13 protein-coding genes are annotated in these 15,135 nt (G+C 67.0%); 8 read left to right on the forward strand and 5 right to left on the reverse strand.

Annotation, left to right across the window (positions count from 1 at the left end; all coding sequences use genetic code 11):
- Nucleotides 1–213: 213 nt before the first annotated feature.
- Nucleotides 214–3,099: an excinuclease ABC subunit UvrA gene (gene uvrA, locus LXM88_RS20020; protein WP_262536491.1), complete on the forward strand. Its 2,886-nt coding sequence runs from the start codon at nucleotides 214–216 to the stop codon at nucleotides 3,097–3,099.
- Nucleotides 3,100–3,352: 253 nt separating this feature from the next.
- Complete coding sequence (locus tag LXM88_RS20025; protein WP_262536492.1) at nucleotides 3,353–4,438, forward strand: AI-2E family transporter; 1,086 nt, start codon at nucleotides 3,353–3,355, stop codon at nucleotides 4,436–4,438.
- Between the two features lie 93 nt (nucleotides 4,439–4,531).
- On the opposite strand, the gene purU is transcribed toward LXM88_RS20025, so the two are convergent.
- The 5 genes from purU to LXM88_RS20050 form a co-directional block, all read right to left on the reverse strand.
- A complete protein-coding gene (gene purU / locus LXM88_RS20030) occupies nucleotides 4,532–5,416 on the reverse strand; it encodes a formyltetrahydrofolate deformylase (protein WP_262536493.1) in 885 nt (294 codons plus the stop codon).
- Nucleotides 5,417–5,490: 74 nt separating this feature from the next.
- Entirely contained in the window at nucleotides 5,491–6,357 is an 867-nt protein-coding gene (locus LXM88_RS20035; protein WP_262536495.1) for an NUDIX hydrolase, read from the reverse strand.
- A 5-nt stretch (nucleotides 6,358–6,362) separates the two neighbouring features.
- Nucleotides 6,363–6,977 carry a LysE family translocator gene (locus LXM88_RS20040; RefSeq protein ID WP_204424573.1) on the reverse strand — a complete coding sequence of 205 codons (615 nt, stop codon included), beginning with the start codon at nucleotides 6,975–6,977 and terminating at the stop codon, nucleotides 6,363–6,365.
- A 25-nt stretch (nucleotides 6,978–7,002) separates the two neighbouring features.
- Nucleotides 7,003–7,569: an adenine phosphoribosyltransferase gene (locus tag LXM88_RS20045; RefSeq protein ID WP_040141994.1), complete on the reverse strand. Its 567-nt coding sequence runs from the start codon at nucleotides 7,567–7,569 to the stop codon at nucleotides 7,003–7,005.
- Nucleotides 7,570–7,646: 77 nt separating this feature from the next.
- Nucleotides 7,647–9,653 (reverse strand): monovalent cation:proton antiporter family protein, encoded by a 2,007-nt coding sequence (locus LXM88_RS20050; RefSeq protein ID WP_262536502.1) that lies wholly within the window; start codon nucleotides 9,651–9,653, stop codon nucleotides 7,647–7,649.
- 126 nt (nucleotides 9,654–9,779) lie between these two features.
- On the opposite strand from LXM88_RS20050, the gene kdsD reads away from it, so the two are divergent.
- The 6 genes from kdsD to LXM88_RS20080 all read left to right on the forward strand — a co-directional run bounded on the left by kdsD (nucleotide 9,780) and on the right by LXM88_RS20080 (nucleotide 15,045).
- Nucleotides 9,780–10,763, forward strand: a complete 984-nt coding sequence (gene kdsD / locus LXM88_RS20055) for an arabinose 5-phosphate isomerase KdsD (RefSeq protein WP_262536503.1) — start codon at nucleotides 9,780–9,782, stop codon at nucleotides 10,761–10,763.
- Nucleotides 10,763–11,299 (forward strand): KdsC family phosphatase, encoded by a 537-nt coding sequence (locus LXM88_RS20060; RefSeq protein ID WP_262536505.1) that lies wholly within the window; start codon nucleotides 10,763–10,765, stop codon nucleotides 11,297–11,299. Before kdsD ends, LXM88_RS20060 begins: the two co-directional genes overlap by 1 nt.
- Before the next feature lie 3 nt (nucleotides 11,300–11,302).
- A complete protein-coding gene (gene lptC, locus LXM88_RS20065; protein ID WP_262536507.1) occupies nucleotides 11,303–11,917 on the forward strand; it encodes an LPS export ABC transporter periplasmic protein LptC in 615 nt (204 codons plus the stop codon).
- 20 nt (nucleotides 11,918–11,937) lie between these two features.
- Nucleotides 11,938–12,603, forward strand: a complete 666-nt coding sequence (gene lptA / locus LXM88_RS20070) for a lipopolysaccharide transport periplasmic protein LptA (protein ID WP_262536509.1) — start codon at nucleotides 11,938–11,940, stop codon at nucleotides 12,601–12,603.
- The gene (gene lptB / locus LXM88_RS20075) at nucleotides 12,600–13,376 is read left to right on the forward strand and encodes an LPS export ABC transporter ATP-binding protein (protein WP_096471805.1); all 777 of its coding nucleotides are present in this window, start codon (nucleotides 12,600–12,602) and stop codon (nucleotides 13,374–13,376) included. Before lptA ends, lptB begins: the two co-directional genes overlap by 4 nt.
- A 160-nt stretch (nucleotides 13,377–13,536) precedes the next feature.
- Entirely contained in the window at nucleotides 13,537–15,045 is a 1,509-nt protein-coding gene (locus tag LXM88_RS20080) for an RNA polymerase factor sigma-54 (protein ID WP_262536511.1), read from the forward strand.
- Nucleotides 15,046–15,135: the final 90 nt, after the last annotated feature.

Here is a 15,135-nt window from a genome sequence, read left to right on the forward strand (position 1 = left end):
AGATCAGGACCGGCGGCCCGGGAGGCCCGGCGGGCAACGCGTCGGGGCAGGATTCGGCAGCCTGCAGGCCGCCCGGAACCGCGCGGCGCGACCGCTTTCCCCGGCGCAGGCGCCGCCTTGCTGCCACCTGCTGTAAAGGCTGGGGACCCCAAACGACGGTCTCGAAAAGCCGTTATAGTAGCAGGTTTGGTTTCCTCCATTTTGGCCAGGTTCATGGAACAGATCCGTATCCGTGGGGCACGCACCCACAACCTGAAAAACGTCAATCTCGACCTGCCGCGCCACAAGCTGATCGTGATTACCGGGTTGTCAGGGTCGGGCAAGTCGTCGCTCGCGTTCGATACCCTTTATGCCGAGGGCCAGCGCCGCTATGTCGAAAGCCTGTCCGCGTATGCCCGCCAGTTCCTGCAGCTGATGGAGAAACCGGACGTCGACCTGATCGAGGGCCTGTCGCCCGCGATCTCGATCGAGCAGAAGGCGACATCCCACAACCCGCGTTCGACCGTCGGCACGGTCACGGAAATCCACGACTACCTGCGACTTTTGTACGCACGTGTCGGCACGCCGTACTGCCCCGACCACGATATCCCGCTCGAGGCGCAGAGCGTGTCGCAGATGGTCGACGCGGCGCTCGCGCTGCCCGAGGAAACCAAGCTGATGATCCTCGCGCCCGTCGTCGCGAACCGCAAGGGCGAGCACGCCGAGCTGTTCGAGGAGATGCAGGCGCAGGGCTTCGTGCGCTTTCGCGTGCGCTCGGGCGGCGGCACCGCGAACGAAGGCGTCGCGAAGATCTACGAGGTCGAGTCGCTGCCGAAGCTCAAGAAAAACGACAAGCACACGATCGACGTCGTCGTCGATCGCCTGAAGGTGCGCCCGGACATGAAGCAGCGCCTCGCCGAATCGTTCGAGACGGCGCTGCGCCTCGCCGACGGCCGCGCGATCGCGCTGGAAATGGACACCGACAAGGAACACCTGTTCAGCTCGAAGTTCGCGTGCCCGATCTGCTCGTACTCGCTGCAGGAGCTCGAGCCGCGCCTGTTCTCGTTCAACAACCCGATGGGCGCGTGCCCGGAATGCGACGGCCTCGGCCAGATCACGTTCTTCGACCCGAAGCGGGTCGTCGCGCACCCGTCGCTGTCGCTCGCTGCGGGCGCCGTGAAGGGCTGGGACCGCCGCAACCAGTTCTACTTCCAGATGCTGCAGAGCCTCGCGGCGTTCTACGAGTTCGACATCGACGCCGCGTTCGAGGATCTGCCGGAAAAGATCCGGAAGGTGCTGCTGTTCGGCTCGGGCAAGCAGACGATCCCGTTCTCGTACATCAACGAGCGCGGCCGCACGACGATCCGCGAGCACGTGTTCGAAGGGATCATCCCGAACCTCGAGCGCCGCTACCGCGAGACCGATTCGGTCGCGGTGCGCGAGGAACTGTCGAAGTACCAGAACAACCAGCCGTGCCCGTCGTGCGAAGGCACGCGCCTGCGTCGCGAGGCGCGCCACGTGCGGATCGGCACCGGCGACTACGCGCGCGGCATCTATGAAATCAGCGGCTGGCCGCTGCGCGACGCGCTCGGCTATTTCGACGGGCTGACGCTCGAAGGCGCGAAGCGCGAGATCGCCGACAAGGTGATCAAGGAAATCGTCGCGCGCCTGACGTTCCTGAACAACGTCGGCCTCGACTACCTGTCGCTCGAGCGCAGCGCCGAAACGCTGTCGGGCGGCGAGGCGCAGCGGATCCGGCTCGCGTCGCAGATCGGCTCGGGCCTCACGGGCGTGATGTACGTGCTCGACGAGCCGTCGATCGGCCTGCACCAGCGCGACAACGACCGCCTGATCGGGACGCTCAAGCACCTGCGCGACCTCGGCAACTCGGTGATCGTCGTCGAGCACGACGAGGACATGATCCGCACGGCCGACTACGTCGTCGACATGGGCCCCGGCGCGGGCGAGCACGGCGGCGTGGTGGTGGCCGAAGGCACGCCGAAGCAGGTGCAGTCGAACCCGCAGTCGCTGACGGGCCAGTACCTGCTCGGCAAGCGCACGATCGAGTATCCGGACGAGCGGCTCGCACCCGACGCGGAGCGGATGCTGCGCATCGTCGACGCGCACGGCAACAACCTGAAGCACGTCGATCTCGAGCTGCCGGTCGGCCTGTTGACCTGCATCACCGGCGTGTCGGGCTCCGGCAAGTCGACGCTGATCAACGACACGCTGTATCACGCGGTCGCGCGCCACCTGTACGGCTCGTCGGCCGAGCCGGCGCCGCACGAGGCGATCGAGGGCCTCGAGCACTTCGACAAGGTGATCAACGTCGACCAGTCGCCGATCGGCCGCACGCCGCGCTCGAACCCGGCCACGTACACGGGCCTGTTCACGCCGATCCGCGAGCTGTTCTCGGGCGTGCCGACCTCGAAGGAGCGCGGCTACGATCCGGGCCGCTTCTCGTTCAACGTGAAGGGCGGCCGCTGCGAATCGTGCCAGGGCGACGGCGTGCTGAAGGTCGAGATGCACTTCCTGCCGGACGTCTACGTGCCGTGCGACGTGTGCCACGGCAAGCGCTACAACCGCGAAACGCTCGAAGTGCAGTACAAGGGCAAGAACATCAGCGAAGTGCTCGACATGACGGTCGAGCATGCGTACGAATTCTTCAGCGCGGTGCCGGTCATCGCGCGCAAGCTGAAGACGCTGCTCGACGTCGGCCTCGGCTACATCCGCCTCGGCCAGTCGGCCACGACGCTGTCGGGCGGCGAGGCGCAGCGCGTGAAGCTGTCGCTGGAGCTGTCGAAGCGCGACACCGGCCGCACGCTGTACATCCTCGACGAGCCGACCACCGGCCTGCACTTCCACGACATCGCGCTGCTGCTCGAGGTGATCCACCGGCTGCGCGACCAGGGCAACACGGTCGTGATCATCGAGCACAACCTCGACGTGATCAAGACGGCCGACTGGGTGATCGATCTCGGCCCCGAAGGCGGCGCCGGCGGCGGCCAGATCATCGCGCAGGGCACGCCCGAGCAGGTCGCGAAGACGAAGGCGAGCTTCACCGGCAAGTACCTCGCGCCGCTGCTCAAGCGTTCGACCCGCAAGGTCGCGGCCGGCTGACGCCCGTCGCGCTTGCGCCACCCTTCCCGCGCGCGGCCGCCCGGCCGCGCGCGACCGTTGGCGGTACGCCGCCCGCCCCCTCGTTTTCCCTTCTGCGTTTACACCATGCGCCAAACGGCCCGATTGCGGACCATAATGGCGGCTATACTTTACGGTCGTAAGGTTCGCCATCGGCACCAATCCGGTGCAGCCCGGGCGGGCACCGCTCTGTCGCTCATTGCGCGGCATGACACACGAACGACAGGAATCCACGATGGAGAAGCAACCAGACTCGTCGCGCGATGCGCAGAACCGCGAGCCGCACTTGCGCAGCGTGCGGCTGACGAGCGACTTCAGCCTGCCGAAGCTGTCGGCACTCGAGATCGGCAGCTATCTCTTCACGATCGTCATGATGTGGCTCGTCCTCGAGCTCAAGCTGCTCGGCGGGCTGCTGGCCGGCCTGCTCGTCTACCAGCTGATCCACACGATCGCGCCCGTGATCGAACGCCACACGACCAGCATGCGCGCGCGCTGGGTCGCCGTCGTGCTGCTGGCGATCGCGATCGTCGGCGCGCTCACGGGCCTGACGATCGGCATCATCGAGCATTTCGAGCGCACGGTGCCGAACCTGCAGAGCCTGCTCGACCAGTTGATGCAGATCGTCGAGCAAACCCGCGCGCGCACGCCGGCGTGGATCGCGAACCTGCTACCCGTCGACGTCGAGCAGATGAAGACGAAGGCAGCCGTGCTGATGCACGCGCACATGGAAGAGCTCCAGCAGAGCGGCAAGAGCGTCGCGCGCGGCTTCGGCCACGTGCTGTTCGGGATGATCATCGGCGCGATGATCGCGATCGGCGTCGAGCACGGCAAGGCACGCCGGCCGCTGTCGACCGCGCTCGTCACGCGCGTGTCGCGCTTCTCCGACGCGTTCCGCCGGATCGTGTTCGCGCAGATCAAGATCTCGGCGATCAACGCGACGTTCACGGGCATCTACCTGCTCGTCGCGCTGCCGATGTTCCACGAGCGGCTGCCGCTGTCGAAAACGCTCGTGCTCGTCACGTTCATCGTCGGCCTGCTGCCCGTCATCGGCAACCTGATCTCGAACACGCTGATCGTCGCCGTGTCGCTGTCGGTCAGCATGGGTACCGCGATCGCGTCGCTCGCGTTCCTCGTGATCATCCACAAGCTCGAATACTTCCTGAACGCGAAGATCATCGGCGGCCAGATCGAGTCGCGCGCGTGGGAGCTGCTGCTCGCGATGCTGGTGATGGAGGCCGCGTTCGGGCTGCCGGGCGTGATCGCCGCGCCGATCTTCTATGCGTACCTGAAACGCGAGCTGTACCTGCTGCGGCTGATCTGACGCCCGCGCATCAGGCGTAAAAAAAACGCCGCACCCCGTGAAGGGCGCGGCGTTTTTGTTTGTACGGGCAGGCCGACGAACGCGGCTGGCCGATCAGCGGAACACGACCGTCTTCGTCCCGTTCAGCACGATCCGGTGCTCGACGTGCCACTTCACCGCGCGCGCGAGCGTCACGCACTCGACGTCGCGGCCGATCGCGGTCAACTGGTCGGGCGTCATGCTGTGGTCGACACGCTCGACTTCCTGCTCGATGATCGGGCCTTCGTCGAGATCGGTCGTCACGTAGTGCGCAGTTGCGCCGATCAGCTTCACGCCACGGTCGAACGCCTGGTAGTACGGCTTCGCACCCTTGAAGCTCGGCAGGAACGAATGGTGGATGTTGATCGCGCGCCCGGCGAGCTGCTCGCACATGTTCGGCGACAGGATCTGCATGTAGCGCGCGAGCACGACGAGGTCGGCCTGGTGCTCGTCGATCACTTCCAGCACGCGCGCTTCCTGCGCGGCCTTCGCGGCATCGGACGAACCGCCGATCAGCGGGAAGTGATGGAACGGGATGTTGTAGCTCGCGGCGAGCTGGTAGAACTCCTTGTGGTTCGACACGATCGCCGGAATCTCGATCGGCAGTTGGCCGGTGCGATAGCGGAACAGCAGGTCGTTCAGGCAGTGGCCGATCTTCGACACCATGATCACGACGCGCGGCTTCACGGCCGCGTCGTGCAGTTCCCAGCGCATCGAGAACTGTTCCGCGAGCGGTGCGAATTCCTTGCGAAGCGTGTCGAGCGCCGACGCGACATCCGCGCCGTTGCCATCCTGCTCGAAGTGCACGCGCATGAAGAATTCGCTGGTACGGCTGTCGCCGAACTGCGCCGAATCGAGGATGTTGTTGTTGCGCTCGAACAGGAAGCCCGAGACCGCGTGGACGATGCCGTGCCGGTCGGGGCACGACAGTTTCAAGATAAAGCTGTGATCGGTCGACATGACCGCGACTCCCTTTGTTTCCGTATTCGTCAAATTGCCCGTTCGCGCCGCCGGACTGCGCGTCGCGGCGCGCGTCACGCGGCCGGTGCGAACAGCGCGTCGATGCCCGCCGCGTCGGTCGCGGAAAGCCAGCGGTGGCGCAGCAGCGTATCGAGCGTCGCGAGGCTCGCATCCATTGTCGCGCGGCCTTCGCGCAGCCAGCCGATCACCTCGGGCACGCCGGCCAGCAGGTGCTCGGCCACTTCCCCGTCCTGGTTGCGCGGCGCGAAGTCGTGCGGCAGCGGCAGGTCGTACACGAAGATCAGTTCGGACTGCGTGCCTTCCGGCAGCGAGCACAGCACCTGCACCGCGCGGCCCGCGATCGCACGCACCGCGAGTTCGGCCGGAATGCCGGCTTCTTCCCAGCACTCCTTCGCGAGCGTCTCGTGAACGCCCAGGCCCCAGCCGATGCCGCCCGCGACGACGTTGTCGAGCATGCCGGGGTCGGTTGCCTTGGTCGCGCTGCGGCGGCCGAGCCACATCTGCGGCACGGCCGCGGCGGGCGCCTCGCCCGGCGTAACTGCATATTCTACGATGCCGTTCAGGTGCACCGCATAAGTCTGCGTCCCGAAGAACCGCGACGCGGCGCGCTCGATGTACGCGAGCGGCGGGTCGTCGAAGCGGTTGCGGATCGCGTAGATCTCGTCGCGCCAGCCAGGAATCGCGCCTTCTGCCGCGAGTGCGCCGATCGCGCTCGCCAGCGCCATGCTGCGCGCGTCGACCGAGTCGTAGCGCGCCGACAGCACGACGCGCTCGCCGGTCAGCTCGAACACGTCGGGCCAGCGCGCGAGCTTCGCGACGTCCTGGCGGCGCACCCAGCCGACCGCCTGGCCGGCGATCTCGAAGCGCAGGTGCGCGGCCGGATCGAAGCGGCGCGCGGCCGCAATGCACGGAAACGTCATCGCCGTCAGTCCTTCAGTGCGACGCGGATGCCGATCGCGATGAACGTCGCGCCGGCGATCCGGTCGAGCCACACGCCGGCCTTCGGGCGGCGCTTCAGCCATGCGCCGATCATCCCGGCGCCGACGCCGAACAGCGAGAAGATCGCGGCCGTCTGCAGCATGAACAGCGCGCCGAGCTCGAACATCTGCAGCGTCACGCTCTGCGCACCGTGCGGATCGACGAACTGCGGCAGGAACACGACGAAGAACAACGTGACCTTCGGGTTCATCAGGTTGCCGATCACGCTCTGCCGGAAGATCGTTCCGAGCGGCTGCGGCGGGCGCGCGTGCGCATTCGCGAGGCCCTGGCTGCGCAGCGCCTTGATGCCGATCCACACGAGGTACGCAGCGCCCGCGAGCTTCAGGATCTCGAACGCGACCGGCGACGAACGCAGCACGGCCGCGACGCCGAGCGCCGCGAGCGTCGTGTGGAACAGGATCCCGGCCGTGAAGCCGAGCGCGGCGACGAAGCCGGCCGCGCGGCCCTGCGAGATCCCGCGCGCGAGCACCTGCAGGTTGTCGGGACCCGGCGCGAACGTAATCGCGATCGACGTGGCGAGAAACAGCATGAAGTTGGGCATCGTGACCTCGCGGTTCAGCCGGGTTTCAGTGGCCGGCGAATTCGGTGACGGTATAGACGGGCAATCCCGCGTTGCGCAGCAGCGCCGAGCCGCCGAGATCGGGCAGGTCGATGATCGCCGCGCCTTCGACGACCACCGCGCCGAGCCGCTGCAGCAGGTTGCGCCCCGCCATCATCGTGCCGCCGGTCGCGATCAGGTCGTCCATGATGATCACGCGGTCGCCGGGGCGGCACGCGTCCTCGTGGATCTCGACCGTCGCGCTGCCGTATTCGAGGTCGTACGATTCCGAGCGCGTCTTGTACGGCAGCTTGCCGACCTTGCGGATCGGCACGAAGCCGACGCTCAGCTCGTACGCGACGATCGGCGCGATGATGAAGCCGCGCGCGTCGAGGCCCGCGACGTAATCGAGCTTCGCATCGACATAGCGTTCGACGAACAGGTCGACGAGGATGCGCAGCGCCTTCGGGCTCTGCAGCAGCGTCGTGATGTCGCGGAACATCACGCCCGGCTGCGGCCAGTCGGGCACCGTGCGGATCTGGCTGTGGATGAAGGCGACCGGATCGAGCGGCGCGCCCGACGACGAATGCGGCATGAAACTCTCCGAAAAAAACGGTGCGCGAAGATCGGGCACCGTTTCGAATAAATACGGGTCAGGTTATTGAGTGCGACTCACGCGGCCGCGGCCGGCGGATCGCGCCGATGGCGCGACAGCCGCTCCTCCGCGAGCGCGAGCGCCTCGGGCAGCCCGCGCAGCACGACGATGTCGCTCGCGCGCAGCTTGGTCTGCGGATCGGGTTCGACGCCGCGGATGCCGTGCCGGCGGATCGCCGTGACTTCCAGCCCGAGCGCATACAGCCCGAGTTCCTCCAGCGAGCGCCCGACCGCGTCCGCGCGCGCATCGACCGGCACCGATTGTAGCCGCACCTGCTCGTGGTCGTCGTCGTCCGCGTCGTCCGCGCCGCGGAAATAGCCGCGCAGCAGGCTGTAGCGCTCGTCGCGCATCTCCTCGACGCGCCGCACGACCTTGCGCATCGGCACGCCGACCAGCACCAGCGTGTGCGACGCGAGCATCAGGCTGCCCTCGACGATCTCCGGAATCACCTCGGTCGCGCCGGCCGCGAGCAGCTTCTCGAGATCGGCATCGTCGACGGTACGCACGATCGCCGGCAGCGTCGGTTCGAGCTCGTGCACGTGATGCAGCACGCGCAGCGCGGACGGCGTGTTCGCATAGGTGATCGCGACGGCCGCCGCGCGGTGGATACCGGCCGCGAGCAGCGACTCGCGGCGCGCCGCGTCGCCGAACACGACCGATTCGCCGGCCGCCCCGGCCGCGCTCACGCGGTCCGGGTCGAGGTCGAGCGCGACATACGAAATGCCTTCCTGTTCGAGCATGCGCGCCAGGTTCTGGCCCGCGCGGCCGTAGCCGCAGATGATCACGTGGCCGCGCTGCTTCAGGCTTTGCGTCGCGATCCGCGTCATCTGCAGCGACTGCTGCATCCATTCGGTCGACGACAGCCGCATCACGATCCGGTCCGCGTTCTGGATCAGGAACGGCGCGGCAAGCATCGACAGCAGCATCGACGCAAGGATCGCCTGCAGCAGCGTCGAATCGACGAGATGGCGGTCGAGGATCAGGTTCAGCAGCACGAAGCCGAATTCGCCGGCCTGCGCGAGGCCGATGCCCGTGCGCATCGCGACGCCCGGCGTCGCGCCGAACAGCCGCGCGAGCCCCGTGATCATCGTGGCCTTGAACAGCACCTGGCCGACGAAGAAGCCGAGCACGAGCAACGGGTGCTCCCAGATCACGCGCGGATCGAGCAGCATCCCGGTCGTCACGAAGAACAGGCCGAGCAGCACGTCGCGGAACGGCTTGATGTCCTCTTCAACCTGATGGCGGAACGGCGTCTCGGAAATCAGCATCCCCGCGATGAACGCGCCGAGCGCAAGCGACAGGCCGAACTTGTCGGTGATGAACGCGGCACCGAGCGTGACGAGCAGCAGGTTCAGCACGAACAGTTCCTGCGAACGGCGCCGCGCGACGACGTTGAGCCAGCGCGTCATGAAGCGCTGCCCGATGACCAGCAGCAGCGTGAGCGCGATCACGATCTTGACCGCCGCGAAACCGAGCGTCAGCGCGAGATCCTTTGACGTTTCGGCGCCGAACGCGGCGATCACGATCAGCAGCGGCACGACCGCAAGATCCTGGAACAGCAGCACGCCGAAGATGTTGCGGCCGTGCTCGGTCTCGATCTCGAGCCGCTCGGCGAGCATCTTCGACACGATCGCCGTCGACGACATCGCGAGCGCGCCGCCGAGCGCGACGGCGCCCTGCCACGTGATGTGCACCCAGCGCTCGAACAGCGCGCCGAGCAAGAGCGCGAGCAAAAGCGTCGCGACGACCTGCAACAGCCCGAGGCCGAACACGAGCCGCTGCATCGACCTCAGTTTCGCGAGCGAGAATTCGAGGCCGATCGAGAACATCAGGAACACCACGCCGAATTCCGCGAGATGCTCGGCGCGCTCGAGATCCGCCGCGATCCCGAGCGCGTGCGGGCCGACCAGGATACCGACGGTCAGGTAGCCGAGCATCGGCGGGAGGTTCAGCGAACGGAACACGACGACGCCCACTACCGAAGCCAGCAGCAGCATGAGCGTCATTTCGAGCGGGGAAATCACGGGCAAAGCGTCCTCGTTCGTCGGGGCCACCGCAAAGCGGGCACGATGGCGTAGCGTGGGATAGGCGACTTCGGACGAGTCCGAAGGCCCGGCGCGGCGAACAAACGCCTTTGCTATACTCCGCGCATGATAGCGAAAATCAATGACAACCGCGCGCTCGCGCTCGCCCGCGACGTGCTCGACATCGAGGCGGACGCCGTGCGTGCGCTGCGCGACCAGCTCGACGGCGACTTCATCCAGGCCGTCGCGCTGCTGCTCGGCTGCCGGGGCCGCGTGGTGGTGTCCGGTATCGGCAAATCCGGGCATATCGCCCGCAAGATCGCAGCAACGCTGGCCAGCACCGGCACGCCGGCCTTCTTCGTCCACCCTGCCGAGGCCAGCCACGGCGACCTCGGGATGGTCACCTCCGACGACGTCTTCATCGGCATCTCCTATTCCGGCGAATCGGAAGAGCTCGTCGCGATCCTGCCGCTCGTCAAGCGGATCGGCGCGAAGCTGATCGCGATCACGGGCCGTGCGGAGTCGAGCCTCGGCACGCTCGCCGACGTGAACCTGAACGCCGCGGTCTCGAAGGAAGCGTGCCCGCTGAACCTTGCGCCCACCGCGAGCACGACCGCCGCGCTCGCGCTCGGCGACGCGCTCGCCGTCGCCGTGCTCGACGCGCGCGGCTTCGGTTCGGAAGATTTCGCGCGCTCGCACCCGGGCGGCGCGCTCGGCCGGCGCCTGCTCACCTACGTGCGCGACGTGATGCGCTCGGGCGACGACGTCCCGTCCGTCGGGCTCGACGCGACGCTGTCGGATGCACTGTTCCAGATCACCGCGAAACGCCTGGGCATGACGGCCGTCGTCGACGCCGACGGCAAGGTCGCGGGCATCTTCACGGACGGCGACCTGCGCCGCGTGCTCGCGCGCGACGGCGACTTCCGCACGCTGCCGATCACCGACGTGATGACGCGCAACCCGCGCACGATCGCACCGGATCACCTGGCGGTCGAGGCTGTGGAACTGATGGAGCGCCACCGGATCAACCAGATGCTCGTAGTCGATGCCGAAGGCGCGCTGATCGGCGCGCTGAACATGCACGACCTGTTTTCGAAGAAGGTGATCTGATGAGCGCAGCGCTGACTGCGGCCGAACGCGCAAGCCGCGTGAAGCTGATGATTTTCGACGTCGACGGCGTACTGACCGACGGCGGCCTGCTGTTTACCGCGGCCGGCGACGCGATGAAGTCGTTCAATTCGCTCGACGGCCACGGCGTGAAGCTGCTTGGCGAAGCCGGCATCGCGACCGCGATCATCACGGGCCGCCGCTCGGAGATCGTCGCGGCACGCGCGAAGGAAATGAAGATCGCGCACCTGTTCCAGGGCGTCGAGAACAAGCTCACGGTGTTCGCCGACCTGATCGCATCGCTCGGCCTCACCGCCGACGCCTGCGGCTACATGGGCGACGACTGGCCCGACCTGCCGGTGATGCTGCGCTGCGGCTTCGCGACCGCGCCCGCGAACGCGCACCCCGAGGTGATCGCCCGCGCGCACTGGGTGGCCGAGGCCCGCGGCGGCCAAGGCGCCGTGCGCGAAGCCTGCGACACGATCCTGCGCGCGCAGCACCGCTACGACGCGCTGCTCGCAGCCGCCTGCGGAGCCTGACGGATGAATACGCATTTCCGCTGGACCCAGTTGCTGCCGCTCGCCGCGGTCGCCGCGCTCGCGGGCATCACCTGGTGGCTGCTGCAGGCAACGCTGCCGCCGCCGGGCGAAGGCACCGTGCAGCCGAAGCGCCATACGCCCGACTATTTCGCGGACAACTTCTCGGTCACCGAACTCGACCAGTCCGGCACGACGCAGTACCGGTTGACGGCCGCGAAGCTGATCCATTACGAAGACACCGAAAGCAGCGACCTGACCGATCCGGCCATGCGCGCATTCCAGCCCGGCAAGCCGGTCGTGACGACCACCGCGAAGCGCGGCACCGTCAACGGCGACGTGTCGATCGTCGATTTGTACGACGACGCTCGCATCCTGCGCGCGGCCGGCGGCGGCGATCCGCAGATGCAGGCCGATTCCCAGCATTTCCGGATCTTCGTCAATGACGATGTGATCCAGACCGAAAAGCCGGTTAAACTTCAGCGCGGCCTGTCGCTCGTCAACGCGACCGACGGCATGAAGTACAACAACGTCACCCGGGTCATCGAGCTTTACGGCAACGTGCGCGGCACGATCGCCGCGGCGGACACGTCCGGCGGCTCGAAAGGTCAACCCAAGTGACGCTTCCCTCACGTGACTGCATGAACGAACCGTTCCCTCGACAGAATTCCGGCGGCGCTGCGCGCGCCGTCCGCGCCGCGCTCGCCGCGACGCTCGTGGCGCTCCCGCTGGTCGGGCTGGCGCCGCTCGCCCATGCCGAGAAGGCCGACCAGAGCAAGCCGATCAACGTCGAAGCCGACAACCTGACCTACGACGACCTGAAGCAGGTCACGGTCGCGACCGGCAACGTCGTGATCACGAAGGGCACGATCATCATCAAGGGTGATCGCGTCGAAGTGCGCCAGGATCCGGAAGGCTATCAGTATGCGACGTCGTTCGGCAGCGGCAAGAAGCACGCGACGTTCCGCCAGAAGCGCGAAGGCCTCGACGAATACATCGACGGCGACGCCGAGCGCATCGACTACGACGGCAAGCAGGACCTGACCACGCTGACGACCGCCGCGACCGTACGCCGCCTGCAGGGCACGTCGACGATCGCCGACACCGTGCACGGCAGCGTGGTCACGTACGACGGCCAGCGCGACTTCTACACCGCGAAGGGCGGCAAGGACGTCGCGGCGCCGGGCAACCCGAACGGCCGCGTGCGCGCGATGCTGTCGCCGAAGAACGGCGGCCCTGCGCCGCTGAACGGCGCGCCGGCGAAGCTGTCGCCGTCGACCACGATCCAGGGAGCGCCGGGCCAATGAACGCGCTACCGAACCGCCAGCCGGCCGGCACCACGAGCTCGCTCGTCGTCCGCAACCTGAAGAAGCGCTACGGCTCGCGCACGGTCGTCAAGGACGTGTCGCTCGACGTGAAGAGCGGCGAAGTCGTCGGGCTGCTCGGCCCGAACGGCGCCGGCAAGACCACGTCGTTCTACATGATCGTCGGCCTCGTGCCGCTCGACGCGGGCGAGATCTCGCTGAACGGCAGCTCGATCAGCCTGCTGCCGATCCACAAGCGCGCTTCGCTCGGCCTGTCGTACCTGCCGCAGGAAGCGTCCGTGTTCCGCAAGCTGACGGTCGAGGAAAACATCCGCGCGGTGCTCGAGCTGCAATACGGCGAAGACGGCAAGCGGCTGTCGAAGGACGCGATCTCGTCGCGCACCGAAGCGCTGCTCGACGAGCTGCAGATCGGCCACCTGCGCGAGAACCCCGCGCTGTCGCTGTCGGGCGGCGAACGACGCCGTGTCGAAATCGCCCGCGCGCTCGCGACCAACCCGAGCTTTATCCTGCTCGACGAACCGTTCGCCGGCGTCGATCCGATCGCGGTGCTCGAGATCCAGAAGATCGTCAAGTTCCTGAAGCAGCGCAACATCGGCGTGCTGATTACCGATCACAACGTCCGCGAAACGCTCGGCATCTGCGACCACGCCTATATCATCAGCGACGGCTCGGTGCTCGCCGCCGGCGCGCCGAGCGACATCATCGAAAACGAAAGCGTGCGCCGCGTGTACCTCGGCGAACACTTCCGCATGTAACTTCCTCCTCGTGGCTGGCTGCACCCCGCCCGGCACCGCCGCGCGGGGCCGCGCCCCGCTTCGCGGCCATGCCCGCGACCGGGCGGCGCGCCGCGCGTAATCGCGGATGGCTCAACGCGCCTGGGTCGTGGCACACTGCCGGTATGACTCCCTCCTCGCCATGAAAGCCAGCCTTCAACTCCGCCTGTCGCAACATCTGGCGCTGACGCCCCAGCTACAGCAGTCGATCCGGCTCCTGCAGTTGTCGACGCTCGAATTGCAACAGGAAGTCGCGATGGCCGTCGCGCAGAACCCGCTGCTCGAGAACGACGACGAATGGATCGTAAGCCCGCTGCGCGTCGCCGCGGACGGATCGCTGATCGCGCAGACACCTCCCGGCCAGAACACCGAGCCGGCCCCGTCAAACAGCAGCGGCAGCACGTCGGGCGATCGCGCGGAGCGCGACGAGCCGGCCGGCGCCGACGAGTACGAAGGTTATGGGTCCGGCGACGGTAACGACGGCCCGCAATGGAATCTCGACGAATTCGGCCGCTCGAGCGGCGCGTCCGACGACGACGACCTCCCGCCGCTGCAGGTGCAGGAAGCCGCGACGTCGCTGCGCGACCACCTGTCCGCGCAGTTGCGTGTCACGCAGGCCGGCCCGCGCGATCGCGCGCTCGTGATGTTCCTGATCGAATCGCTCGACGACGACGGCTACCTGACCGCCACGCTCGACGAAGTGCTCGCCGACCTGCCGTCCGAGCTGGAGATCGACTGCGACGAACTGAACGCGGCGCTCGCGCTGCTGCACAGCTTCGACCCGGCCGGGGTCGGTGCCCGCTCGGCATCCGAATGCCTGAAGCTGCAGTTGCTGCGCCTCGATCCGTCCCCGACGCGCACGCTCGCGCTCGAGATCGTGTCGCAGCATCTCGAACTGCTCGCCGCACGCGACTTCACGCGGTTGCGCAAGCACCTGAAGGCGAGCGACGACGCGCTGCGCGACGCGCACGCGCTGATCCGCTCGCTGGAGCCGTTCCCCGGCGCCGCGTACGGCAAGGCCGAGGCCGACTACGTCGTGCCCGACATCATCGTGAAGAAGGCCGGTCAGGGATGGCTCGCGGAACTCAATCCGGAGGTCGTGCCGCGCCTGCGGATCAACAACCTCTACGCGAACATCCTGCGCAACAGCCGCGGCGATCCGTCGGCCGGTTCGCTGAAGCAGCAGCTCCAGGAAGCACGCTGGCTGATCAAGAACATCCAGCAGCGTTTCGACACGATCCTGCGTGTCGCGCAGGCTATTGTCGAACGTCAGAAGAATTTCTTTGCGCACGGTGAAATTGCCATGCGCCCCTTGGTTTTGCGGGAAATAGCTGATACGCTGGGCCTACACGAGTCGACTGTCAGCCGTGTGACAACAGGCAAGTACATGCTGACCCCGTTCGGGACGCTTGAATTTAAGTACTTCTTCGGATCACACGTTTCAACCGACACCGGTGGCGCCGCCTCGTCGACCGCCATCCGAGCCCTGATCAAGCAACTGATAGGAGCTGAAGACCCAAAATCGCCACTTTCGGACAGCCGCATTGCCGAGCTGCTGGCAGAACAGGGTTTCGTGGTCGCGCGCCGCACGGTTGCCAAATATCGCGAAGCCCTCAAGATCCCGGCAGTGAATCTACGCAAGTCTCTTTAGCCTGCTGCCTGCCCGGCGGCAGGCGTGTTCCGGCCACCGCGCACACGGGGAACAGGCCGGGCGACCTGTCCGCGATACACCGCCTCGCGC

Origin of the sequence: Burkholderia sp. S-53, assembly GCF_025560745.1 — a bacterium.
Classification (GTDB): domain Bacteria; phylum Pseudomonadota; class Gammaproteobacteria; order Burkholderiales; family Burkholderiaceae; genus Burkholderia; species Burkholderia pyrrocinia.